Consider the following 24,255-nt stretch of genomic DNA (forward strand, 5'->3'; position numbering starts at 1 on the left):
GGTTACTATCCGGGGACGTTCGTCCCATTTTGCTCCACAGAGACCTGATTTTGATGAATAGCCATGAATTGCCGTGAGGGGTGTGGTGCCTGCTGCATCGCCCCGTCCATCAGCTCTGCCATGCCGCGCATGCCGCATGGCAAGCCGGCCGGTGAACGCTGCCTGCACCTGACTGTCGACAACCTCTGCGACCTGTTCGGCAAGCCCGAACGCCCGGCGGTGTGCGGCGGTTTCAAGGCGGATGTCGAGGTGTGCGGCAGTGATCGCGATGAGGCAATCAGGATTCTCGGCTGGTGGGAGCAGATGACGGCGGCGTGACAGGCTGGATCTTCGACAACAAGGATAAAGATGATGAGATCGTTCAAGCGTATTGCACTGCTGTGTGGCATGGGTGTGTTGCTGGCGCCCGCCGCCTGGGCCGAGAACTGGCAGGTGGCCAAGGACGAGGAGGGCATCAAGGTCTCCCTCAGTGAAGTGGCGGGCTCCAAGTACAAGGCCTATCGCGGTGTCACCGTGATCAAGGCGCCACTGGCCAAGGTCCAGGCGCTGCAAGAAGACGTGGTCGGGGCTTGTGCCTGGATTCACGAGTGCAAGTCGCAGAAGCTGCTCAAGCACGAAGGCGACCAGAGCTGGACCTACACCCAGTTCAATACGCCCTGGCCGGTGACGCCGCGTGATTCGGTGCTGCATGTCACCACGGTCAAGGGTGCGGATGGCAGCCTGACGCGCAACCTGAAGGAAGAGCCGACCTATATCCCGGAAGAGAAGGGCTTTGTGCGAGTGGCGAAGGTCGAGGGCTTCTGGAAGTTGGTTCCCAGGGGGGACAGCACGGAAGTGACCTATCAGGTGCACACCGAGCCGGGTGGCAGTGTGCCGGCGATGGTGGCCAACAAATTCGTGGTCGATGCGCCGTTCAATACCCTGAAAGGGTTGCGTGAGCGGGCCGAGAAAAACTGAATTAGTCGGGTTGCCTGCTAGGCAATAAAAAAGGCTGCCCGAGGGCAGCCTTTTTGCGTTCGGCTCGATGAGCTTACTTGCGGTCTTTCAGTGCAGCGATGTCGCGCTTCTGCTCGCCGGTGTACAGCTGGCGCGGGCGGCCAATCTTGTACGGGCTGGAGAGCATTTCTTTCCAGTGCGAGATCCAGCCTACAGTACGTGCCAGGGCGAAGATCACGGTGAACATGCTGGTCGGAATGCCGATCGCCTTGAGGATGATCCCCGAGTAGAAGTCGACGTTCGGGTACAGCGAGCGCTCGATGAAGTACGGATCGGTCAGAGCGATCTCTTCCAGGCGCATGGCCAGTTCCAGCTGCGGGTCGTTCTTGATGCCCAGCTCGCGCAGGACTTCGTCGCAGGTCTGCTTCATCACGGTGGCGCGCGGGTCGCGGTTCTTGTACACGCGGTGACCGAAGCCCATGAGCTTGAACGGGTCGTTCTTGTCCTTGGCCTTGGCGATGAAGGTGTCGATGTTCGAGACATCGCCGATTTCATCGAGCATGGTCAGTACGGCTTCGTTCGCACCGCCGTGGGCAGGGCCCCACAGTGCAGCGATACCGGCGGCGATACAGGCGAACGGGTTGGCGCCCGACGAGCCGGCCAGGCGCACGGTGGAGGTGGAGGCGTTCTGCTCGTGGTCGGCGTGGAGGATGAAGATCCGGTCCATTGCCTTGGCCAGCACCGGGCTGATCGGTTTGATCTCGCACGGGGTGTTGAACATCATGTGCAGGAAGTTTTCCGCGTACGACAGGTCGTTGCGCGGGTACATCATCGGCTGGCCCATGGAGTACTTGTAAACCATCGCGGCCAGGGTCGGCATCTTGGCGACCAGGCGCACCGCGGAGATTTCGCGGTGTTGCGGGTTATTGATGTCCAGGGAGTCGTGGTAGAACGCCGACAGGGCGCCGACCACACCGCACATCACCGCCATCGGGTGAGCGTCGCGGCGGAAACCGTTGAAGAAGGACTTCAGCTGCTCGTGAACCATGGTGTGGTTCTTCACGGTGCTGACGAACTGAGCCTTCTGCTCGGCATTCGGCAATTCGCCGTTGAGCAGCAGGTAGCAGGTTTCGAGGTAGTCCGACTGCTCGGCGAGCTGTTCTATCGGGTAGCCGCGGTGCAGCAGAATACCCTTGTCGCCGTCGATGTAGGTGATCTTCGACTCGCACGAGGCGGTCGCCATGAAACCAGGGTCGAAGGTGAAGTGACCTGTGGCCCCCAACCCGCGGACGTCGATTACATCAGGACCAACGGTGCCGGTTAAAATGGGCAGCTCGACGGGGGCAGCGCCCTCGATGACCAACTGCGCTTTTTTGTCAGCCATGTGGCCTCCTATTAATGCTTGAAATCATCAGACAGACCCCCCACGCAGGGCCCGCACCACTATAGAGGGATAAATTCAGATGTCAATTTGCCTAAAGGCTGGTTGAAACGGGCTCCGAGGCCTGATTTTTCTCGAAATTGTCGCCCATTTACGCCTTTTGCTGGCTAAAGGCAATGCGCTATTTGGGCTACCCCATCACGTTGTCATAAGCAGCCTAACTGTCTATACTCGGCACCCGACCGCCAGGGGCTTGCAAGCCCGAACTGCTGGGGGTCGCCGTTCCCTGGGTGGTGGGTACCTGACCAGTACACTTACCAACAACTTTGCCCTGTTCGCTAGGGGCTCTTCAGTGTGAAAAAAGCCGTGAAAAGCCAACGACCTGTAAACCTAGACCTAAGGACCATCAAGCTCCCGATCACCGCGTACACGTCCATTCTGCACCGTATCTCCGGCGTCATCCTGTTCCTCGGCCTGGCCATCATGCTTTATGCATTGGGCAAGTCCCTGGGTTCCGAGGAAGGCTTCGGTGAGGTGAAGGCGTGTCTGACCAGTCCGCTGGCCAAACTGGTGACCTGGGCCCTGCTGTCCGCCCTGCTGTATCACCTGGTGGCAGGTGTACGCCACCTGATCATGGACATGGGCATCGGTGAGACGCTGGAAGGCGGCAAGCTGGGCTCGAAAATCGTGATTGTCATCTCCGTGGTGGTGATCGTTCTGGTGGGAGTTTGGGTATGGTAACCAATGTCACGAACCTGTCGCGTTCGGGCCTCTATGACTGGATGGCACAGCGCGTCTCTGCGGTCGTTCTCGCGGCTTACTTCCTCTTCCTGATCGGTTACGTCGTAGCCCACCCAGGTATCGACTATGCCCAGTGGCACGGTCTGTTCTCCAACAACGCGATGCGGATCTTCAGTCTGCTGGCCCTCGTTGCCCTGGGCGCTCACGCCTGGGTCGGCATGTGGACCATTGCCACCGACTACCTGACGCCGATGGCGTTCGGCAAGTCGGCAACTGCGATTCGTTTCCTGTTCCAGGCGGTATGCGGCGTTGCGATGTTCGCTTACTTCGTCTGGGGTGTGCAGATTCTCTGGGGTATCTGATCCATGGCTAGCATTCCTACTATTTCCTTCGACGCCATCATCATTGGTGGCGGCGGCGCCGGCATGCGCGCAGCGCTGCAGCTGGCACAGGGCGGTCACAAGACTGCCGTGGTCACCAAGGTCTTCCCGACCCGTTCGCACACTGTATCCGCCCAGGGCGGCATCACCTGCGCCATCGCTTCGGCCGACCCGAACGACGACTGGCGCTGGCACATGTACGATACCGTCAAAGGTTCCGACTACATCGGTGACCAGGACGCTATCGAATACATGTGTCAGGAAGGCCCGGCTGCGGTCTTCGAGCTGGACCACATGGGCCTGCCGTTCTCGCGCACCGAAACCGGCCGTATCTACCAGCGTCCGTTCGGTGGCCAGTCCAAGGACTTCGGCAAAGGCGGCCAGGCTGCTCGTACCTGCGCAGCGTCCGACCGTACCGGTCACGCACTGCTGCACACCCTCTATCAGGGCAACCTGAAGGCGGGCACCACCTTCCTGAACGAGTATTACGCGGTTGACCTGGTGAAGAACCAGGACGGCGCGTTCGTCGGTGTGATCGCGATCTGCATCGAAACCGGCGAAACCCTGTACATCAAGTCCAAGGCCACCGTTCTGGCCACTGGCGGTGCGGGCCGTATCTACGCCTCGACCACCAACGCCCTGATCAACACCGGTGACGGTGTCGGCATGGCCCTGCGTGCCGGCGTGCCGGTGCAGGACATCGAAATGTGGCAGTTCCACCCAACCGGCATCGCCGGCGCCGGTGTACTGGTCACCGAGGGTTGCCGCGGTGAAGGTGGCTACCTGATCAACGCCCACGGCGAGCGCTTCATGGAGCGTTACGCGCCGAACGCGAAAGACCTGGCCGGCCGCGACGTGGTTGCCCGTTCCATGGTCAAAGAGATCATCGCCGGCAACGGCGTGGGCCCGAACAAGGACCACGTACTGCTGAAGCTGGACCACCTGGGCGAGGAAGTGCTGCACAGCCGCCTGCCAGGTATCTGCGAACTGTCCAAGACCTTCGCCCACGTCGACCCGGTTGTCGCGCCGGTGCCGGTCGTACCGACCTGCCACTACATGATGGGTGGTGTTGCCACCAACATTCATGGCCAGGCCATCACCATGGACGCCGAAGGCAAGGACCACATCATCCCGGGCCTGTTCGCCGTAGGTGAAGTGGCGTGCGTATCGGTCCACGGTGCCAACCGCCTGGGCGGCAACTCGCTGCTCGACCTGGTAGTGTTCGGCCGTGCTGCCGGCCTGCACCTGGAGAAGGCTCTGACCGAAGGCGTCGAGTACCGCGATGCCAGCGACACCGATGTCGACGTTGCCCTGAACCGCCTGAACAAGCTCAACGAGCGTACCGCTGGCGAAGACGTGGCAAGCCTCAAGCGCGAGCTGCAGAGCTGCATGCAGAACTACTTCGGTGTATTCCGTACTGGCGAATACATGCAGAAGGGTATCGAGCAGCTGGCTGGCCTGCGTGACCGCATCGCCAACGTGAAGATCAACGACAAGTCCCAGGCCTTCAACACCGCGCGTATCGAAGCGCTGGAGCTGCAGAACCTGCTGGAAGTTGCCGAAGCTACCGCCATTGCGGCCGAAGCCCGTAAAGAGTCGCGCGGCGCTCACGCCCGTGAAGACTTCGAAGACCGTGACGACGAGAACTGGCTGTGCCACACCCTGTACTACCCGGGTGAGAAGCGCGTTGCCAAGCGTGGCGTCAACTTTGCGCCGAAGACCGTACCGGCCTTCGAGCCAAAAATCCGGACTTACTAAGGGTGGCTGCTATGTTGAAAGTCGAAGTTTACCGTTACAACCCCGACACCGACTCGGCGCCCAAGATGGAGTCGTTCGACGTCGATACCGGCGGCAAGGACCTGATGGTTCTGGACGTGCTGGCACTGATCAAGGAAAAGGACGAGGGTTTCTCGTACCGTCGCTCGTGCCGTGAAGGCGTGTGCGGTTCCGATGGCATGAACATGAACGGCAAGAACGGCCTGGCCTGCATCACCCCGCTGTCGGGCGTGGTCAAGGGCAACAAGCTGGTGCTGCGCCCGCTGCCGGGCCTGCCGGTCATTCGTGACCTGGTCGTCGATATGAGCATCTTCTACAAGCAGTACGAGAAGGTGAAGCCATTCCTGCAGAACGATACGCCGCCTCCGGCCATCGAGCGTCTGCAGTCGCCAGAAGAGCGTGACAAGCTGGACGGTCTGTACGAGTGCATCCTGTGCGCTTGCTGCTCGACTTCCTGCCCATCGTTCTGGTGGAACCCGGACAAGTTCCTGGGCCCCGCTGCTTTGCTGCAGGCCTATCGCTTCCTGGCCGACAGCCGTGACACCAAGACTCAGGAGCGCCTGGCGTCCCTGGATGACCCGTTCAGCGTATTCCGCTGCCGCGGGATCATGAGCTGCGTAAACGTTTGCCCGAAAGGTCTGAACCCGACCAAGGCAATCGGTCACGTACGTAACATGCTGCTGCAAAGCGGCACCTGATTCATCGAGTTGTACCTGCAGTAAGCCGAGGTGCGGGTGGTGAGCCCGCACTGAGGTAAAACTCGAGCAAGGGCCCACAAAGCCCGCGCTCATTACCTATGAAGATATGAGACCAGCAGGGGCTTTCCGGGCTGGTACCCGGAAAATCAGCAGGATCCAAGTGGCGTGGTTCAGTCGCTGTGTTCGGACTTTTCCAGGTTTGCTGTGGCTCTCGCCGATCGTCCCCTAACCGAGGGTGACCAAGCATGCAAGAAAGCGTGATGCAGCGCATGTGGGAAAGCGCCCACCTTTCAGGTGGTAACGCTGCATATGTGGAAGAGCTCTACGAACTCTACCTGCACGACCCTAACGCTGTGCCAGAAGAGTGGCGCACTTACTTCCAGAAGTTGCCAGCCGACGGCAGCACCGCTACCGATGTATCGCACTCTACAATCCGCGACCATTTCGTACTGCTGGCAAAGAACCAGCGCCGCGCCCAACCGGTATCCGCCGGGAGCGTGAGCAGTGAACACGAGAAGAAGCAGGTTGAAGTTCTGCGACTGATCCAGGCCTATCGTATGCGCGGTCATCAGGCTGCCAAGCTCGACCCGTTGGGGTTGTGGCAGCGCCCTGCGCCCGTAGACCTGTCGATCAATCACTACGGCTTGACCAATGCCGATCTTGATACGACCTTCCGTGCCGGCGACCTGTTCATCGGCAAAGAGGAAGCGAGCCTACGCGAGATCTTCGAGGCGCTCCAGAAGACATATTGTCGCACCATTGGCGCCGAGTTCACCCATATCGTCGATTCCGAGCAGCGCAGCTGGTTCCAGCAGCGTCTCGAAAGCGTGCGCGGCCGTCCGGAGTTTTCCGCTGACGTGCAGGCCCACCTGCTCGAGCGCGTGACCGCCGGTGAAGGGCTTGAGAAGTACCTGGGCACCAAGTACCCGGGCACCAAGCGTTTCGGCCTGGAGGGTGGCGAAAGCCTGATCCCGATGCTGGACGAGATGATCCAGCGCTCCGGCTCCTACGGCACCAAGGAAGTCGTGATCGGCATGGCCCACCGTGGCCGTCTGAACGTGCTGGTCAACACCTTCGGCAAGAACCCGCGCGAGCTGTTCGACGAGTTCGAAGGCAAGAAGATGAACGAGCTGGGCTCCGGTGACGTCAAGTATCACCAGGGCTTCTCTTCGAACGTGATGACCACCGGTGGCGAAGTTCACCTGGCCATGGCGTTCAACCCGTCCCACCTGGAAATCGTCTCGCCAGTGGTCGAGGGTTCGGTGCGCGCCCGTCAGGATCGTCGCAACGACACCGTTGGCGACAAGGTACTGCCGATCTCGATCCACGGTGACGCGGCATTCGCCGGCCAGGGCGTGGTCCTGGAAACCTTCCAGATGTCGCAGACCCGCGGTTTCAAGACCGGCGGTACCGTGCACATCGTGATCAACAACCAGGTCGGTTTCACCATCAGCAACCCGCTGGATGCGCGCTCCACCGAGTACGCCACCGACGTTGCCAAGATGATTCAGGCGCCGATCCTGCACGTCAACGGGGATGACCCGGAAGCCGTGCTGTTCGTGACCCAGCTGGCCATCGATTACCGCATGCAGTTCAAGCGTGACGTGGTCGTCGACCTGGTCTGCTACCGCCGTCGCGGCCACAACGAGGCCGACGAGCCGAACGGTACCCAGCCGCTGATGTATCAGCAGATCAGCAAACAGCGCACCACCCGTGAGCTGTATGCCGAGGCACTGATCCAGGCCGGTCGCATCGACGCCGAGCGCGCTCAGGCCAAGATCGACGAGTACCGCAACGCCCTGGACAACGGCCTGCACGTGGTCAAGAGCCTGGTCAAGGAGCCGAACCGCGAGCTGTTCGTCGACTGGCGTCCGTACCTGGGCCACGCCTGGACCGCGCGTCACGACACCCGTTTCGACCTCAAGACCCTGCAGGACCTGTCGGCCAAGCTGCTCGAGCTGCCGGAAGGCTTCGTCGTCCAGCGTCAGGTGTCGAAGATCTACGAAGATCGCCAGAAGATGCAGGCCGGTGGCTTGCCGATCAACTGGGGTTACGCAGAGACCATGGCGTACGCCACCCTGCAGTTCGAAGGTCACCCGATCCGCATGACCGGCCAGGACATCGGCCGTGGCACCTTCTCGCACCGCCACGCGGTGTTGCACAACCAGAAGGACGCCAGCACCTACGTACCGCTGCAGAACCTGTTCCCGGGCCAGCCGCGCTTCGACCTGTACGACTCCTTCCTTTCGGAAGAAGCGGTACTGGCCTTCGAATACGGCTACTCGACCACCACGCCGAACGCGCTGGTGATCTGGGAAGCCCAGTTCGGCGACTTCGCCAACGGTGCGCAAGTGGTGATCGATCAGTTCATCACCAGCGGTGAGCACAAGTGGGGCCGCCTGTGCGGTCTGACCATGCTGCTGCCACACGGCTACGAAGGGCAGGGGCCGGAGCACTCCTCCGCGCGTCTGGAGCGTTACCTGCAGCTGTGCGCCGAGCACAACATCCAGGTGTGCGTACCGACCACCCCGGCACAGATCTACCACCTGCTGCGTCGCCAGGTCATCCGTCCGCTGCGCAAGCCGCTGATCGTCCTGACGCCGAAGTCGCTGCTGCGCCACAAGCTGGCCATCTCGACCCTGGAAGACCTGGCAGAAGGTTCGTTCCAGACCGTGATCCCGGAAATCGACAACCTCGATCCGGCCAAGGTCGAACGCCTGGTCCTGTGCAGCGGCAAGGTCTACTACGACCTGCTGGAAAAACGCCGTGCCGAAGGCCGTGAAGACATCGCGATCGTGCGTATCGAGCAGCTGTATCCGTTCCCGGAAGACGACCTGGTCGAAATCCTGGCGCCATACACCAACCTCAAGCATGCCGTCTGGTGTCAGGAAGAACCGATGAACCAGGGCGCCTGGTACAGCAGCCAGCACCACATGCGCCGTATCCTGGGCCGCCACAACAAGGCACTGGTCCTGGAATACGCCGGCCGCGACGCTTCTGCCGCGCCAGCCTGTGGTTACGCTTCGAAGCACGCCGAACAGCAGGAAAAACTGCTGCAAGACGCCTTCACTGTCTAACGCCTTCGCGCACCTGAAACCGAATTTAAGGAAACACAGATAATGGCTATCGAGATCAAAGCCCCAACCTTCCCGGAATCGGTTGCCGACGGCACCGTTGCCACCTGGCACAAGAAGCCGGGCGAAGCCGTCAAACGTGACGAGCTGATCGTCGACATCGAGACCGACAAGGTCGTCCTGGAAGTCCTGGCCACCGCCGATGGCGTGATGGGTGACATCGTCAAGGGCGAGGGCGACACCGTCCTGTCCGACGAAGTGCTGGGTTCGATCGTTGAAGGTGGCGCTGCTGCCGCGCCTGCTGCTGCCCCAGCCGCTGCTGCCCCGGTTGCCGCTGCCGCCGATGCTGGCGAAGACGACCCGGTTGCCGCGCCTGCCGCGCGCAAGCTGGCCGAAGAGAACGGTATCGACCTGGCTACCGTTGCCGGCACCGGCAAAGGCGGTCGCGTCACCAAGGAAGACGTGGTTGCTGCAGTCGCCAACAAGAAGTCGGCCCCTGCCGCAGCACCGGCTGCCAAGCCTGCCGCTGCTGCCCCGGTTGTGACCGCCGCTGGTGATCGCACCGAGAAACGCGTGCCGATGACCCGTCTGCGTGCCAAGATCGCCGAGCGTCTGGTCGAAGCCCAGTCCAACATGGCGATGCTGACCACCTTCAACGAAGTCGACATGACCGAAGTCATGGCCCTGCGTTCGAAGTACAAGGACCTGTTCGAGAAGACCCACAACGGCGTACGCCTGGGCTTCATGTCGTTCTTCGTCAAGGCCGCCACCGAAGCCCTGAAGCGCTTCCCGGCTGTCAACGCCTCGATCGACGGCAACGACATCGTCTACCACGGCTTCGCCGACGTCGGCGTTGCTGTCTCCAGCGACCGTGGCCTGGTGGTTCCAGTACTGCGTAACGCCGAGTCGATGAGCCTGGCTGAAATCGAGAACGGCATCGCCACCTTTGGCAAGAAGGCCCGTGACGGCAAGCTGTCGATCGAAGAGATGACCGGCGGCACCTTCACCATCACCAACGGTGGCACCTTCGGTTCGATGATGTCGACCCCGATCGTCAACCCGCCGCAGGCTGCCATTCTCGGCATGCACAACATCATCCAGCGCCCGATGGCCATCAACGGCCAAGTGGTTATCCGCCCGATGATGTACCTGGCGCTGTCGTACGATCACCGCCTGATCGACGGCAAGGAAGCGGTAACCTTCCTGGTCACCATCAAGAACCTGCTGGAAGATCCGTCTCGCCTGCTGCTGGACATCTAATCGCGCAGCTGTAAGCTGCAAGCCGCAAGCTTCAAGCCGAAGCCTGCTGGTCTTGCGGCTTGCAGCTTGCCGCTTGAAGCTAAAAAGGAATCTTTTATGACCCAGAAATTCGACGTAGTGGTGATTGGTGCAGGTCCTGGCGGCTATGTGGCTGCTATCAAGGCTGCCCAACTTGGTCTGAAGACTGCCTGTATCGAGAAATACACCGACGCCGAGGGCAAGCTGGCCCTGGGCGGCACCTGCCTGAACGTAGGTTGCATTCCGTCCAAGGCGCTGCTGGACAGCTCCTGGAAGTACAAGGAAGCCAAAGAGAGCTTCAACGTCCACGGTATCTCCACTGGCGAAGTGAAGATGGACGTTGCCGCGATGGTCGGCCGCAAGTCGGGTATCGTCAAGAACCTGACCGGCGGCGTTGCCACCCTGTTCAAGGCCAATGGCGTTACTTCGATCCAGGGCCACGGCAAACTGCTGGCTGGCAAGAAAGTCGAAGTCACCAAGGCTGACGGCACCACCGAAATCATCGAAGCCGAGAACGTGATCCTGGCCTCCGGTTCGCGTCCGATCGACATTCCGCCGGCTCCGGTCGACCAGAACGTCATCGTCGACTCCACCGGCGCCCTGGAATTCCAGACCGTGCCACAACGTCTGGGCGTGATCGGCGCCGGCGTTATCGGCCTGGAGCTGGGTTCGGTATGGTCGCGCCTGGGTGCTCAGGTCACCGTCCTGGAAGCCCTGGAAACCTTCCTGATGGCTGCCGACACCGCGGTGTCGAAAGAAGCCCAGAAGACCCTGACCAAGCAAGGCCTGGACATCAAGCTGGGCGCGCGCGTCACTGGCTCGAAAGTCAATGGCAACGAAGTCGAAGTCACCTACACCGATGCCAACGGCGAGCAGAAGATCACCTTCGACAAGCTGATCGTTGCGGTCGGCCGTCGTCCAGTGACCACTGACCTGCTGGCTTCGGACAGCGGCGTGACCATCGACGAGCGTGGCTACATTTTCGTTGACGATCACTGCGCTACCAGCGTTCCGGGCGTGTTCGCCATCGGTGACGTGGTTCGCGGCATGATGCTGGCGCACAAGGCCTCGGAAGAGGGCATCATGGTTGTCGAGCGCATCAAAGGCCACAAGGCCCAGATGAACTACGACCTGATCCCATCGGTTATCTACACCCATCCGGAAATCGCGTGGGTCGGCAAGACCGAACAGTCCTTGAAGGCCGAGGGTGTTGAGGTTAACGTAGGCACCTTCCCGTTCGCGGCCAGCGGCCGTGCGATGGCGGCCAACGACACCGGTGGTTTCGTCAAGGTCATCGCCGATGCCAAGACCGACCGCGTACTGGGTGTGCACGTGATTGGCCCATCCGCTGCCGAGCTGGTACAGCAGGGCGCAATCGCAATGGAATTCGGCACCAGTGCCGAGGATCTGGGCATGATGGTCTTCAGCCATCCAACCCTGTCCGAAGCGTTGCATGAAGCAGCGCTGGCAGTGAATGGCGGCGCCATTCACGTAGCCAACCGTAAGAAGCGTTAATTATAAGAAACCACGGCGGGCTGCCCGTCGTGAGTCTTGCGTGCATGACTCACCGCGGAAAGTTCGCCGGATCGGACTACACGGGATAACCCGGGGTCAACGGTCACAGGTGGTGCGGCGCCAGTAATGGCGCAGCGCCGAAGCGCAGTACCTAACGAAGACGGTAAAAAGCATGAATCTTCACGAGTATCAGGGTAAGCAGCTGTTCGCTGAATACGGCCTGCCAGTATCCAAGGGTTTCGCTGTCGATACCCCTGAAGCTGCAGCAGAAGCTTGCGACAAGATCGGCGGTTCCGAGTGGGTTGTAAAAGCCCAGGTTCACGCAGGTGGTCGCGGTAAAGCGGGCGGCGTCAAGCTGGTTCGCAGCAAGGAAGACGCCAAGGCGTTCGCTGCGCAATGGTTGGGCAAGCGCCTGGTAACCTACCAGACCGACGCCAACGGTCAGCCAGTGACCAAGATCCTGGTCGAGTCCTGCACTGACATCGCCAAAGAGCTGTACCTGGGCGCTGTAGTCGATCGCTCGAGCCGCCGCATCGTATTCATGGCCTCCACCGAAGGTGGCGTGGACATCGAGAAAGTTGCTCACGAAACTCCTGAGAAGATCATCAAGGCTACTATCGATCCACTGGTCGGCGCACAGCCGTTCCAGGGTCGTGAACTGGCATTCCAGCTGGGTCTGGAAGGCAAGCAAGTTGCACAGTTCGCCAAGATTTTCGTAGGCCTGGCCAAGCTGTTCAAAGAACACGACCTGGCCCTGCTGGAAGTCAACCCGCTGGTCATCAAGGCCGACGGCGACCTGCACTGCCTGGATGCGAAGATCAACATCGACGCAAACGCCATGTACCGCCAGCCTAAGCTGAAAACCTTCCACGACCCGTCGCAGGACGACCCTCGTGAAGCCCACGCTGCCAGCTTCGAGCTGAACTACGTGGCCCTGGAAGGCAACATCGGCTGCATGGTCAACGGTGCTGGCCTGGCCATGGGTACCATGGACATCGTCAACCTGCATGGCGGCAAGCCAGCCAACTTCCTCGACGTTGGCGGCGGTGCTACCAAAGAGCGCGTTACCGAAGCGTTCAAGATCATTCTGTCCGACAGCAATGTCGCGGCCGTTCTGGTCAACATCTTCGGCGGCATCGTTCGTTGCGACATGATTGCCGAAGGCATCATCGGTGCAGTGAAAGAAGTCGGCGTTAAAGTTCCGGTTGTCGTTCGCCTCGAAGGCAACAACGCCGAACTGGGCGCTAAAGTACTGGCAGAAAGCGGTTTGAACATCATTGCGGCAACCAGCCTGACCGACGCTGCTCAACAAGTTGTCAAAGCTGCGGAGGGCAAGTAATGAGCGTCCTGATCAATAAAGACACCAAAGTCATCTGCCAGGGCTTCACCGGCTCGCAGGGTACTTTCCACTCCGAACAAGCCATCGCCTACGGCACCAAGATGGTCGGCGGCGTTACCCCAGGTAAGGGTGGCACCACCCACCTGGGCCTGCCGGTGTTCAACACCGTCAAGGAAGCCGTGGAAGCGACCGGCGCTGATGCTTCGGTCATCTACGTTCCGGCTCCGTTCTGCAAAGACTCGATCCTGGAAGCTGCCTTCGGCGGCATCAAGCTGATCGTCTGCATCACCGAAGGCATTCCTACCCTGGACATGCTGGATGCCAAGGTCAAGTGCGACGAGCTGGGCGTTACCCTGATCGGCCCTAACTGCCCAGGTGTCATCACCCCGGGCGAGTGCAAGATCGGCATCATGCCAGGTCACATCCACTTGCCAGGCAAAGTCGGTATCGTTTCGCGTTCCGGCACCCTGACCTATGAAGCGGTCAAGCAGACCACCGACGCCGGCTTCGGCCAGTCGACCTGCGTCGGCATCGGCGGTGACCCGATCCCAGGCTCCAACTTCATCGACATCCTGAAGCTGTTCCAGGAAGACCCGAAGACCGAAGCGATCGTCATGATCGGCGAGATCGGCGGTTCGGCTGAAGAAGAAGCCGCGGCCTACATCAAGGCCCACGTCACCAAGCCTGTCGTTTCCTACATCGCCGGTGTTACCGCACCTGCGGGCAAGCGCATGGGCCATGCTGGCGCCATCATCTCTGGCGGCAAAGGCACCGCGGACGAGAAGTTCGCTGCGCTGCAGGACGCAGGTGTTAAAACCGTGCGTTCGCTGGCCGACATCGGCAAGGCCCTGGCCGAGCTGACTGGCTGGGAAGCCAAGAAGTAATACGCTTTACCCCCCACGCGCACAGAGGCCACCTTCGGGTGGCCTTTGTCGTTATCAGCATTGTGTTTTTTTGCCCCGCGAAGAGGCTGGAACAGACAATCAGGAATTTTCGATGGGTTTGATAGGAATTTTCACAAAGACGTTTTTCCGATCCCTGAGATAATTGCCCCGTCCCCGGTCGCACAGACGACAAACACATACGCACATCGGACAAGCAGCACTGTGCCAGTGCGTTTGACTGTCAAAACAGTTAATCTACGCGTTCACTCTGTGCCCGTCCCCCAAAAGGGAACGACACGCTAAACGGGTCTGGCTCATCAAGCCGGGCAGCATTTCCCTCATCCATGGGGAAATCCCTTCTCGAATCCCGATTTCAGCAGTGTGGTACTACCTCAAATGAAAGTTTTAAAAGGCCAGGATATCCTGGCGCTTGGCTTTATGACGTTTGCGCTTTTCGTAGGCGCCGGCAATATCATCTTCCCGCCTATCGTCGGTCTGCAGTCTGGCCCGCACGTGTGGATGGCTGCCCTGGGCTTCCTGGTGACCGCCGTGGGCCTGCCGGTCATCACCGTGGTCGCGCTGGCCAAGGTCGGTGGCGGCATGGATGCCCTGAGCAGCCCGATCGGCAAGTTCTTCGGTGGCCTGTTGGCGGCCGTGTGCTACCTGTCGGTCGGCCCGCTGTTCGCGACGCCGCGTACCGCGACCGTATCGTTCGAAGTCGGTGTGGCACCGTTGACCGGCGAAAGCCCGTTGGCGCTGTTCCTCTACAGCCTGGTGTACTTCATCGTGGTGCTGGCGGTGTCCATGTATCCGGGCAAGCTGCTCGATACCGTGGGGCGCTTCCTCGCGCCGCTGAAGATCATCGCCTTGGCGGTGCTGGGTATCGCGGCGTTCGCGCTGCCGGCCGGCACCATTGGTGAAGCGCAACCTGCCTATGCGGCTGCGGCGTTCTCCAAGGGCTTCTCCGATGGTTACCTGACCATGGATACCCTGGGCGCGCTGGTGTTCGGTATCGTCATCGTCAATGCCATCCGCTCGCGCGGTGTCGAATCGCCGAAGCTGATTACCCGCTATGCCATCATCGCCGGCCTGATCGCCGGGGTCGGCCTGGCCCTGGTGTACATCAGCCTGTTCCGCCTGGGGGCGGGCAGCCACGATATCGCGGCTGACGCCACCAACGGTGCGGCCGTATTGCATGCCTATGTGCAGCACACCTTTGGCTCGCTCGGCAGTGGCTTCCTGGCCGTGCTGATCGCGTTGGCGTGCCTGGTGACCGCGGTCGGCCTGACCTGCGCCTGTGCCGAGTACTTCAGCCAGATTCTGCCGCTGTCGTATCGCGCACTGGTGGTGATCTTGGCGGGCTTCTCGTTGCTGATCTCCAACCTGGGCCTGACCAAGCTGATCATGTTCTCGATCCCGGTACTGACGGCGATCTACCCGCCGTGCATCGTGGTGGTGGGCCTGAGCTTCGTCAAAGACCTGTGGAACTCGCCAACGCGCATTCTCGCACCGGTCATGCTGGTGTCGCTGGTGTTCGGCGTCGTCGATGCGATCAAAGGCAGCAGCCTGGCGCATGTACTGCCGGACGCCGTCGCTCACCTGCCGCTGAGTGATCAGGGCCTGGCCTGGCTGGTGCCGTCGGTGGTGACCCTGGCCGCGGCCGTGATCTACGACCGCATGCTGGGCAAGCCTCGCGAGGCGCTGGCCTGATAGGTTGAAGCCTGAGGGCTGCACCGGCCACAAGCCACAGGGTGCCAGCCAGCGGTTTACACCTGAAACCCCGTCTCCGAATGGATGCGGGGTTTTTTGTTGTTTGCCTGGGGCGTTTTTGCAGGCGGTTGCGCGAAGCGGCCTTATTCGTTGCGGTGGTGTGCCTTTTGCTGCTTGCGGGCGTCGAAACCCGGTCTCTATTCTTTGTGCACCTGGCTTTCGGGAAACCTGCATGAACTTCATTCAAAGCAACTTCAACAACCTGCTGGCAATCTGCTGGTTCGCAGCCTGCTGGGGCGGCTACACCCGTTATGCCATCTGGAAGGGCCGCGACACCGCTTGCCTGGCCAGCGTGCTGCACCTGTACCGCGAAGACTGGATGCGGCGCATGTTGATGCGCGACAACCGCATCGCCGATGCCAGCGTGATCGGCAACCTGGAGCGCAACGCTTCGTTTTTCGCCTCAAGTACCTTGATCATTCTTGCGGGTATTCTCACCGTACTCGGTGCCTCGGACAGAGCGCTGTCGCTGCTGGCCGACCTGCCCTTGGTGCAGCAGACGTCCCAAGGCATGTCGGAAATCAAGTTGCTGTGCCTGGCGACGGTCTTCGTTTATGCCTTCTTCACCTTCAGCTGGTGCATGCGTCAGTACAACTTCGCGGCGGTGCTGGTAGGGTCGGCGCCGATGATTGGCGAGCGCCTGGTCAATGAGCTGGAGCGCAAGGCATTTGCCTCGCGCGCCGCGCGGGTGTTGTCGCTGGCGGCCAACCAGTTCAACTTGGGGTTGCGCGCGTATTACTTTGGCATGGCCATGTTGAGCTGGTTTATCAGCCCCTGGTTGTTCATGGTGATGAGTGTCGGGGTCGTATTGATTCTCTACCGCCGTGAGTTTCATTCCGATGTGCTGGATGTGATGGTGTTCACACCCACGGAAAGTGCGCCGGTGGACGTCGCCAAGGAGAGCTCGGCTTCCGGCAACTGAAACGTTTAATCCTTAAACATCAGGCATAAAAAAACCCGACATTGTCGGGTTTTTTTGTACAAGCCGATTACTGCTTGGCAGGTTCGGCCGGAGTAGCAGGCGCGGTTTCTGGCGCTGGAGTGGCCGGGGCGGCTTCCGGAGCCGGAGTTGCCGGAGCGGCTTCTTCGGCGGCCTTCTGCTGCGCTTCGGCCTGATCTTTGGCGGCTTCGGCGTTTTCCTTGGCGGCGTCGTTCATCTTATCCTGAGCTTCGCCCATTTTTTCCTGGGCTTGCTCGGCGTGTTGCTGTGCGTCTTGGGCTTTGTCTTCGCTCGCTTTATCGCAAGCGGCCAGGCCCATGGCAGCAGCCAGCATCAGAGCAAAAGCAAAAGGTTTACGCATGGGGGTGTATCTCCTTGGTGGAATAAGTGACTTGTTCCTTCGAGTACAACTACGCGGAATAAGTTCCGCGCAGGTTACAGATATATAACGCCCCGTTCTACATAGACTTTTAAACGGTTTTATGCCGTTGCGTCCGCTGCCTTGGAACTTGCCGATGAGCGATTCAACCTTGATGGCCATGGCCGAGCGTTTTCTGTCGGCCTTGAAGCATTGTCAGTTGTTGCAGATGCGCGTGGCGCATGCCGATACGCAGGGCATGACGTTGATCTTGCCGTGGTCGCCGGCAATCGTTGGCAACCCGCAAACCGGCGCGGTGCATGGTGGGGCGCTGACCACGCTGATGGACACTACCTGCGGCATGGCCACCCTGTGTGCGCTGCCACAGTTTGAAGTGTGCCCGACCCTGGACCTGCGCATCGACTACATGCACACAGCCGAAGCTGGCAAGGACATCTATGGCCATGCCCAGTGCTACCGGGTGACGCGCGATGTGATCTTCACCCGCGGCAGCGCCTACCAGGACGACCCCAGCCAGCCCATCTGCCAGGTGGTGGGAACGTTCATGCGCCTGGGGCCGCAGATCAAGGGCGGGATTCGCTTCGGCAACAGCCTCAAGGAGGGTGGCGCATGATCCCGCCAGACGTACGCCAGCAACTCAATGCCGCCCACGCGGTGGGCGACTACCGGCCGTTGCTGGCATTGATCCCCTATGCCGGTCTGATCGGCATCGAATGCGAGCGCCAGGGCGAGGACCTGCTTTTTCGCCTGCCAGCCAACCCGGACAACATTGGAAACCCTTTGCTGCCAGCGATTCATGGTGGCGTGATCGCAGGGTTCATGGAGTTGTCTGCGGCGTTGTACCTGCTGATCTACAGCGAGAGTGCGAGCATTCCCAAGGTCATCGACTTCTCCATCGACTACCTGCGCGCCGGGCACTTTCGCGACACCTACGCCCAGTGCCAGCTGTGGCGCCAAGGGCGACGGGTGACCAACGTCGCCATCACCGCCTGGCAAGGTGATCGGCAGTCGCCCATCGCCACCGCCCGGGCACATTTCAAGATCGAACCGGAAAAGCCCTTGAAATCGCCTGGGCAGCCCCCATCTGCATGACATCCGCCATTAACGCAGGCCGAATCGGCTGCAGGCGCCCACTGCCATCAGATCGGAGTTTTGAAGACCATGAGTGTGGAAACACAAAAGGAAACCCTGGGCTTCCAGACCGAGGTAAAGCAGCTGCTGCACCTCATGATTCATTCGCTGTACTCGAACAAGGAAATCTTCCTGCGTGAGCTGGTTTCCAACGCCTCCGACGCGGCTGACAAGCTGCGTTTCGAAGCCCTGGCCAAGCCAGAGCTGCTCGAAGGCGACGCGGATCTGCGCATTCGTCTGAGCTTCGACAAGGACGCCGGCACCATCACGCTCGACGACAACGGCATTGGCATGAGCCGCGAAGACGTCATCACCCACCTGGGTACCATCGCCAAGTCCGGTACTGCCGACTTCATGAAGAACCTCACCGGTGACCAGAAGAAGGACTCGCACCTGATCGGTCAGTTCGGCGTGGGCTTCTATTCGGCCTTCATCGTTGCCGACAAGGTCGACGTCTACAGCCGTCGCGCAGGTCAGCCGGCTGCCGAGGGCGTGCACTGGTCGTCCAAAGGCGAGGGCGAGTTCGAAGTCGCCACTGTAGACAAGCCAGAGCGCGGCACCCGCATCGTGCTGCACCTGAAGAAGGATGAGCAGGAGTTCGCCGATGGCTGGCGCCTGCGCAACCTGGTCAAGAAGTACTCCGATCACATTGCCCTTCCGATCCAGCTGCCTAAAGAGCAGGAAGCTGCAGAAGGCGAGGAGCAGCCAGCCGTTGAGTGGGAAACCGTCAACCGTGCCAGCGCCCTGTGGACCCGTCCGCGTACCGAGATCAAGGACGAGGAATACCAGGAGTTCTACAAGCACATCGGCCATGACTTCGAAAACCCGCTGGCCTGGAGCCACAACAAGGTCGAAGGCAAGCTTGAATACAACTCGCTGCTGTACGTGCCGGCCCGCGCGCCGTTCGACCTGTACCAGCGTGAAGCACCGCGTGGCCTGAAGCTGTATGTGCAGCGCGTGTTCATCATGGACCAGGCCGAGTCGTTCCTGCCGCTGTACCTGCGCTTCATCAAGGGCGTGGTCGATTCCAACGACCTGTCGCTGAACGTTTCTCGCGAAATCCTGCAAAAAGACCCGATCATCGATTCGATGAAGACCGCGCTGACCAAGCGCGTGCTGGACATGCTGGAGAAGCTGGCGAAAAACGAGCCAGAGCAGTACAAGGGCTTCTGGAAAAACTTCGGCCAGGTGCTGAAGGAAGGCCCGGCCGAGGACTTCGCCAACAAAGAGAAGATCGCGGGCCTGCTGCGCTTCGCCTCCACCCATGACGACAGCGGTGAGCAGAGCGTCGCCTTGGCCGATTACCTGGCTCGCGCCAAGGAAGGCCAGGACAAGATCTACTTCCTCACCGGCGAAACCTATGCGCAGGTCAAGAACAGCCCGCACCTGGAAGTCTTCCGCAAGAAGGGCATCGAGGTCCTGCTGCTGACCGACCGTATCGACGAGTGGCTGATGAGCTACCTCAACGAGTTCGACGGCAAGAGCTTCGTCGACGTCGCCCGTGGCGACCTGGACCTGGGCAAGCTGGATTCCGAGGAAGACAAGAAGGCCCAGGAAGAAGTCGCCAAAGACAAAGAAGGCCTGGTCGAGCGCCTGAAAGGCGCGCTGGGTGACAGCGTTGCCGAGGTGCGTGTTTCCCACCGCTTGACCGACTCGCCGGCGATTCTCGCCATCGGCGAACAGGACCTGGGCCTGCAGATGCGCCAGATCCTCGAAGCCAGCGGGCAGAAGGTGCCGGATTCCAAGCCGATCTTCGAATTCAACCCGAGCCACCCGTTGATCGAGAAGCTGGACCACGAGCAGAGCGAAGACCGCTTCGCCGAGCTGTCGCACATCCTCTTCGATCAGGCGGCCCTGGCGGCCGGTGACAGCCTCAAGGACCCGGCGGCCTACGTTCGTCGCCTGAACAAGCTGTTGGTCGAGCTGTCTGCTTGAGTTGATGCATCGATAAGCCCGCTTCGGCGGGCTTTTTCATGGTGAATGCTAAGGAGTGCTTGATGAGCAAGGTAATCGTCGAATCATTGGTCTATCACCTGTCTGGCAAGGCCTATGAAAGCCGCCTGGTCTACGAGCCTGGTGCGTTGGGGCGGCCGGGGCTGGTGATGGCGCCGAACTGGATGGGTATTGGCGAAGGTGCCGAGCGCATTGCCAGGGAAGTGGCCGAGAAGGGCTATGTGGTGCTGATTGCCGACCTCTATGGGCAGTCGGTGCGGCCGTCCAATGCCGATGAGGCCGGGGCGGCGATGATGCCATTGAAGAACGACCGCGCAGAGCTGCGCAAGCGCATGCAGGAAGCGCTCTCGCAGCTGCTGGCGCAGTCCAAGGCGTTGTTGGAGCCTGGCAAGGTGGCCACCTTCGGTTTCTGTTTCGGCGGCTGCTGTGCGCTGGAACTGGCGCGTGCGGGTGCCGACCTGAGGGCTGCGGTCTCCTTCCACGGTACCCTGGATACGCCGAACCCGGCAGATGCCAAGCACATCAAGGGCTCGGTGCTGGTGCTGCACGGTGCGTCCGACCCGCTGGTGCCGAAGGAGCAATTGCCAGCCTTCGAAGACGAGATGAATGCGGCCAAGGTCGATTGGCAGTTGCTCAGCTATGGCGGCGCGGTGCATTCGTTTACCGACCCGAATGCGAACGTGCCGGGCAAGATGCAGTACGACCGTCGTACCGCGGAGCGCGCGTTCCGCTCGATGCACAACCTGCTTGGCGAAGTGTTTCAGCGCTGACAGTGCATGGGGGCCGCACAGCGGCCCTCATCACCGCGGCAACTCGATTCGTGAAGTCTCCCCCGGCACCGTCGGCCAATCCCCCGCAGCCCACCTCGCCCTGGCCCGCTCGATCAAGGCCGGATCACTCGCCACGAAGTTCCAGTTCATCCGTCGCGGCCCATCCAGCTGCTCGCCGCCGATCAATACCAGCTGGCATTCACCCTCTGCGTACAAGGTAACCGCTTCGCCCTCCGGCAGCACCACCAGGCTGCACGGCTCGACAGCCTCATCGTTCAGTACCAGCTCGCCGTCAAGCAGATACAGCGCCCGCTGCGCATGTTCATCCGCTACCTGCAGCGTGGTTGCCGGCTGCATGTGTACATGGGCGTAGAGGGTAGGGGAGAGCACCGGTACCGGCGACTCAAGGCAGAACCCGTGGCCGGCAATCATGCAGATGCGTACCCCCAGGCTATCACTGACCGGCAGGCTTTCCGCCGGGTGATGGCTGTAGCTTGGTGTGCCCTCCTCAAGCGCGCGCGGCGATGCCAGCCAGACCTGCAGGCCGTGCAGGCGCGAGCCACGGGCAAGCGCATCGGCCGGTGTGCGCTCGACATGCGCCACACCACTGCCAGCGGTCATCCAGCTGACATCGCCTGGCCGCACATGCTGCGCGGACCCTAGGCTGTCCTTGTGCAGGATCTCGCCTTCGAACAGGTAGGTCAGCGTTGACAGGCCGATATGCGGGTGCTGACGGATGTCCATGCCACGGCCTGGGGCGTAGTCCGTTTCGAGCATATGGTCGAAGAACACGAACGGGCCGACGCTGCGGCACTGCGCCGATGGCAGCGGGCGCAGGATCGGCTGGCCCTCGACCGACTCGGCACGTGGGCGGATGACCAGGGGGCTGCTCATGGTGGGCTCCGGGCAGGTTGCAAGTGCTCCAAGCATAGCGGTTTGCCGGGGTTTGCTGAACTGCGGCGCGGGCCGGTCGGTCTACCCTGTTCGTACTTGGAGAAGGAAGCTGCCCATGATCGCCAGAGCGCTGGCTTGTGCGTTGTTGTCCGGCTGCTTGTGCCTGCCGGCACAGGCGCGCGACTACCGCTACAGTGACGCCCACCTGCACTACGTGGACTTTTTCCAGGAGACAGAGGGTATGCCGGCCTTGATCAAGGCCATGGATGAGGCGGGCATCGAGCAGTCGATGATCTCCGGCATCCCGGTGGCCAAGAAATGGCACGAGGACGAACCCAAGCGCCCGCGTTATTACGCAGGTGATGACGCCGATGCCTATTGGTACAGCGCGACCGATACCTACGTCGCCGCAGCCCTTGAGAAGCTGCCAGAGGCGCAGCGGCGGCGCTTTCATCCGTTTCTGACGGGCTTCAACCCGGTAGACAAGAACGCTGTCAGCCACATCGAGCGCATGCTCGAGCTGTACCCCGGGCTCTGGCAAGGCATCGGCGAGGTGTTCACCCGTCATGATGATCTCACGGCCCTGACCAGCGGCGATACGCCGCGTGCCAACAACGAAGCCATGACGCGTATCTATCACCTGGCGGCAGAGCGCGATCTGCCAGTGCTGCTGCACTCCAATATCACCTCCAAGCGTGAGCGCAACCCCCTGTACCTGGCCGAAATCGAAGAGCCGCTGCGTAATCATCCGCATACCCGGTTTATCTGGGCGCATGCGGGCACGAGCATGGAGATCCATCGGCATCAGACGCAGATGGACTTTCTGTTGCCGGTGCTGACGCGTTTGCTGGAGGACTACCCGAACCTGTATGTCGACTTGTCGTGGAGTGTACTCAAGCCCTATTTGCTGGACGACAAGGGCGTGCCGCGCAAGGCCTGGGTCGAGCTGGTCAAGCGCTACCCGGAGCGCTTCATGCTGGGGTCGGATGTGGTGGGGCGGTTTGGCAGCCTGGGGGAGGAGATGCACGGCTTCAAGCCGTTCCTGGATGCCTTGCCCGAAGCGGTGGCCAACAAGGTGGCGCGGGATAACTTCCTCGCGGTGTTGCCCAAGGCGCGCTAGCAGCCGGTACCGGCAACACAAAAGAAAACGCCCCGAACCAGTCGGGGCGTTTTCATTACTGCGTCACGGCCTTACTTGCCAGCCCAGCGCTTGAGCACCAGGGTGGCGTTGGTGCCGCCGAAGCCGAAGCTGTTGCTCATGACCGTATCGATCTTGGCGTTTTCTTCGGTCTTGCGCAGGATCGGCAGGTCAGCGACTTCCGGGTCCAGCTCGTCGATGTTGGCGGAGCCGGCGATGAAGTTGTTTTCCATCATCAGCAGGCAGTAGATCGCCTCGTGCACACCTGCGGCGCCCAGCGAGTGGCCCGACAGGCTCTTGGTCGAGCTGATCTTCGGTGCCTTGTCGCCGAACACTGCGCGAACACCCTTCATCTCGGCAACGTCACCGACCGGGGTCGAGGTGCCGTGGGTGTTCAGGTAGTCGATCGGGGTGTCGACGGTGGCCAGCGCCTGCTGCATGCAGCGGATGGCGCCTTCGCCGCTTGGTGCGACCATGTCGTAGCCATCGGAGGTCGCGCCGTAGCCGACGATTTCGGCGTAGATCTTGGCGCCACGGGCCAGTGCGTGCTCCAGTTCCTCGACCACCACCATGCCGCCACCGCCGGCGATGACGAAGCCATCACGGTCGTTGTCGTAGGCGCGCGAGGCCAGTTCCGGGGTTTCGTTGCGCTTGGTCGACAGGGCGCCCATGGCATCGAACAGGAACGATTGGCTCCAGTGCTCTTCTTCACCGCCACCGGCGAAGACGATGTCTTGCTTGCCCCACTGGATCTGCTCCAGCGCGGTGCCGATGCAGTGTGCCGAGGTGGCGCAGGCCGACGAGATCGAGTAGTTCAGGCCCTTGATCTTGAACGGGGTGGCCAGGCACGCCGAAACGGTGCTGCCCATGGTGCGGGTGACGCGGTACGGGCCGACGCGCTTGACGCCTTTCTCGCGCAGGGTGTCCAGCGCTTCCATCTGGTTCAAGGTCGAGGCGCCGCCGGAACCGGCAACCAGGCCGGTGCGCGGGTTGGAAACCTGCTCTTCGGTCAGGCCGGCGTCCTTGATTGCGTCCTGCATCGCCAGGTAGGCGTAGGCCGCAGCGTGGCCGACAAAGCGATAGACCTTGCGGTCGATCAGTTCTTCGAGGTTGAGGTCGATGGACCCGGAAACCTGGCTGCGCAGCCCCATTTCCTTGTATTCCGGGTTGAAACGGATACCCGGACGGCTGTTACGCAGGTTTTCGGTGACGGTCTCTTTGTCATTGCCCAGGCACGATACGATGCCCAGACCAGTGATAACGACGCGGCGCATGCGA

At 61.0% G+C, this 24,255-nt stretch carries 22 protein-coding genes; 18 read left to right on the forward strand and 4 right to left on the reverse strand.

The features are described from left to right. The first annotated feature begins 63 nt into the window (after positions 1-63). The gene (locus DJ563_RS02305; protein ID WP_033699278.1) at positions 64-318 is read left to right on the forward strand and encodes a YkgJ family cysteine cluster protein; all 255 of its coding nucleotides are present in this window, start codon (positions 64-66) and stop codon (positions 316-318) included. Positions 319-351: 33 nt separating this feature from the next. Next, a complete protein-coding gene (locus tag DJ563_RS02310; protein ID WP_274098617.1) occupies positions 352-957 on the forward strand; it encodes an START domain-containing protein in 606 nt (201 codons plus the stop codon). A 73-nt stretch (positions 958-1,030) separates the two neighbouring features. Here the strand turns inward: DJ563_RS02310 and gltA are convergent, their stop codons facing one another. Next, complete coding sequence (gene gltA, locus DJ563_RS02315; protein WP_019472041.1) at positions 1,031-2,320, reverse strand: citrate synthase; 1,290 nt, start codon at positions 2,318-2,320, stop codon at positions 1,031-1,033. 351 nt (positions 2,321-2,671) lie between these two features. Between gltA and sdhC the strand changes: the two genes are divergently transcribed. From sdhC to DJ563_RS02370, 11 genes are all read left to right on the forward strand, one after another. After that, positions 2,672-3,058, forward strand: a complete 387-nt coding sequence (sdhC, locus tag DJ563_RS02320) for a succinate dehydrogenase, cytochrome b556 subunit (RefSeq protein ID WP_077068487.1) — start codon at positions 2,672-2,674, stop codon at positions 3,056-3,058. Further along, on the forward strand, positions 3,052-3,420 hold the full coding sequence (sdhD, locus tag DJ563_RS02325) for a succinate dehydrogenase, hydrophobic membrane anchor protein (protein ID WP_027592876.1): 369 nt from the start codon (positions 3,052-3,054) through the stop codon (positions 3,418-3,420). The genes sdhC and sdhD overlap by 7 nt, the downstream gene beginning before the upstream one ends. Positions 3,421-3,423: 3 nt before the next feature. Continuing rightward, a complete protein-coding gene (gene sdhA, locus DJ563_RS02330; RefSeq protein WP_274098618.1) occupies positions 3,424-5,196 on the forward strand; it encodes a succinate dehydrogenase flavoprotein subunit in 1,773 nt (590 codons plus the stop codon). Between the two features lie 11 nt (positions 5,197-5,207). Continuing rightward, on the forward strand, positions 5,208-5,912 hold the full coding sequence (locus DJ563_RS02335) for a succinate dehydrogenase iron-sulfur subunit (RefSeq protein ID WP_434518740.1): 705 nt from the start codon (positions 5,208-5,210) through the stop codon (positions 5,910-5,912). 245 nt (positions 5,913-6,157) lie between these two features. Beyond that, the gene (locus tag DJ563_RS02340; RefSeq protein WP_033699274.1) at positions 6,158-8,989 is read left to right on the forward strand and encodes a 2-oxoglutarate dehydrogenase E1 component; all 2,832 of its coding nucleotides are present in this window, start codon (positions 6,158-6,160) and stop codon (positions 8,987-8,989) included. 42 nt (positions 8,990-9,031) lie between these two features. Further along, positions 9,032-10,246 (forward strand): 2-oxoglutarate dehydrogenase complex dihydrolipoyllysine-residue succinyltransferase, encoded by a 1,215-nt coding sequence (gene odhB, locus DJ563_RS02345; RefSeq protein ID WP_274098619.1) that lies wholly within the window; start codon positions 9,032-9,034, stop codon positions 10,244-10,246. Positions 10,247-10,342: 96 nt separating this feature from the next. Then, positions 10,343-11,779, forward strand: a complete 1,437-nt coding sequence (gene lpdA, locus DJ563_RS02350; protein ID WP_434518741.1) for a dihydrolipoyl dehydrogenase — start codon at positions 10,343-10,345, stop codon at positions 11,777-11,779. 172 nt (positions 11,780-11,951) lie between these two features. Continuing rightward, positions 11,952-13,118 (forward strand): ADP-forming succinate--CoA ligase subunit beta, encoded by a 1,167-nt coding sequence (gene sucC / locus DJ563_RS02355; RefSeq protein WP_008091914.1) that lies wholly within the window; start codon positions 11,952-11,954, stop codon positions 13,116-13,118. Beyond that, a complete protein-coding gene (gene sucD, locus DJ563_RS02360; RefSeq protein ID WP_003254203.1) occupies positions 13,118-14,002 on the forward strand; it encodes a succinate--CoA ligase subunit alpha in 885 nt (294 codons plus the stop codon). The genes sucC and sucD overlap by 1 nt, the downstream gene beginning before the upstream one ends. 396 nt (positions 14,003-14,398) lie before the next feature. After that, entirely contained in the window at positions 14,399-15,712 is a 1,314-nt protein-coding gene (gene brnQ, locus DJ563_RS02365; RefSeq protein WP_033699269.1) for a branched-chain amino acid transport system II carrier protein, read from the forward strand. 232 nt (positions 15,713-15,944) lie between these two features. Then, positions 15,945-16,694: a DUF599 domain-containing protein gene (locus tag DJ563_RS02370; protein WP_033699268.1), complete on the forward strand. Its 750-nt coding sequence runs from the start codon at positions 15,945-15,947 to the stop codon at positions 16,692-16,694. 67 nt (positions 16,695-16,761) lie between these two features. Here DJ563_RS02370 and DJ563_RS02375 read toward each other — a convergent pair whose 3' ends face one another. Then, a complete protein-coding gene (locus tag DJ563_RS02375) occupies positions 16,762-17,073 on the reverse strand; it encodes a hypothetical protein (protein ID WP_434519685.1) in 312 nt (103 codons plus the stop codon). A 154-nt stretch (positions 17,074-17,227) separates the two neighbouring features. Here DJ563_RS02375 and DJ563_RS02380 point away from each other — a divergent pair, with 154 nt between their 5' ends. The 4 genes from DJ563_RS02380 (at position 17,228) to DJ563_RS02395 (ending at position 20,945) form a co-directional block, all read left to right on the forward strand. Beyond that, positions 17,228-17,704 (forward strand): PaaI family thioesterase, encoded by a 477-nt coding sequence (locus tag DJ563_RS02380; RefSeq protein WP_033699266.1) that lies wholly within the window; start codon positions 17,228-17,230, stop codon positions 17,702-17,704. After that, positions 17,701-18,183, forward strand: a complete 483-nt coding sequence (locus DJ563_RS02385; RefSeq protein WP_033699265.1) for a PaaI family thioesterase — start codon at positions 17,701-17,703, stop codon at positions 18,181-18,183. The genes DJ563_RS02380 and DJ563_RS02385 overlap by 4 nt, the downstream gene beginning before the upstream one ends. 69 nt (positions 18,184-18,252) lie before the next feature. Continuing rightward, positions 18,253-20,157, forward strand: coding sequence for a molecular chaperone HtpG (htpG, locus tag DJ563_RS02390; RefSeq protein WP_434518742.1), 1,905 nt, complete (start codon positions 18,253-18,255; stop codon positions 20,155-20,157). A gap of 62 nt (positions 20,158-20,219) precedes the next feature. Next, positions 20,220-20,945, forward strand: coding sequence for a dienelactone hydrolase family protein (locus DJ563_RS02395; protein ID WP_274099310.1), 726 nt, complete (start codon positions 20,220-20,222; stop codon positions 20,943-20,945). 30 nt (positions 20,946-20,975) lie between these two features. Here the strand turns inward: DJ563_RS02395 and DJ563_RS02400 are convergent, their stop codons facing one another. After that, a complete protein-coding gene (locus DJ563_RS02400; RefSeq protein WP_434518743.1) occupies positions 20,976-21,839 on the reverse strand; it encodes a pirin family protein in 864 nt (287 codons plus the stop codon). Positions 21,840-21,954: 115 nt separating this feature from the next. Between DJ563_RS02400 and DJ563_RS02405 the strand changes: the two genes are divergently transcribed. Further along, positions 21,955-22,959, forward strand: a complete 1,005-nt coding sequence (locus DJ563_RS02405) for an amidohydrolase family protein (protein WP_274099312.1) — start codon at positions 21,955-21,957, stop codon at positions 22,957-22,959. Positions 22,960-23,030: 71 nt separating this feature from the next. Here DJ563_RS02405 and fabB read toward each other — a convergent pair whose 3' ends face one another. Beyond that, on the reverse strand, positions 23,031-24,251 hold the full coding sequence (fabB, locus tag DJ563_RS02410; RefSeq protein ID WP_033699258.1) for a beta-ketoacyl-ACP synthase I: 1,221 nt from the start codon (positions 24,249-24,251) through the stop codon (positions 23,031-23,033). Positions 24,252-24,255 lie beyond the last annotated feature (4 nt).

The sequence above is a fragment of the Pseudomonas sp. NFX1 genome (assembly GCF_051123555.1).
Classification (GTDB): Bacteria; Pseudomonadota; Gammaproteobacteria; order Pseudomonadales; family Pseudomonadaceae; genus Aquipseudomonas; species Aquipseudomonas capeferrum.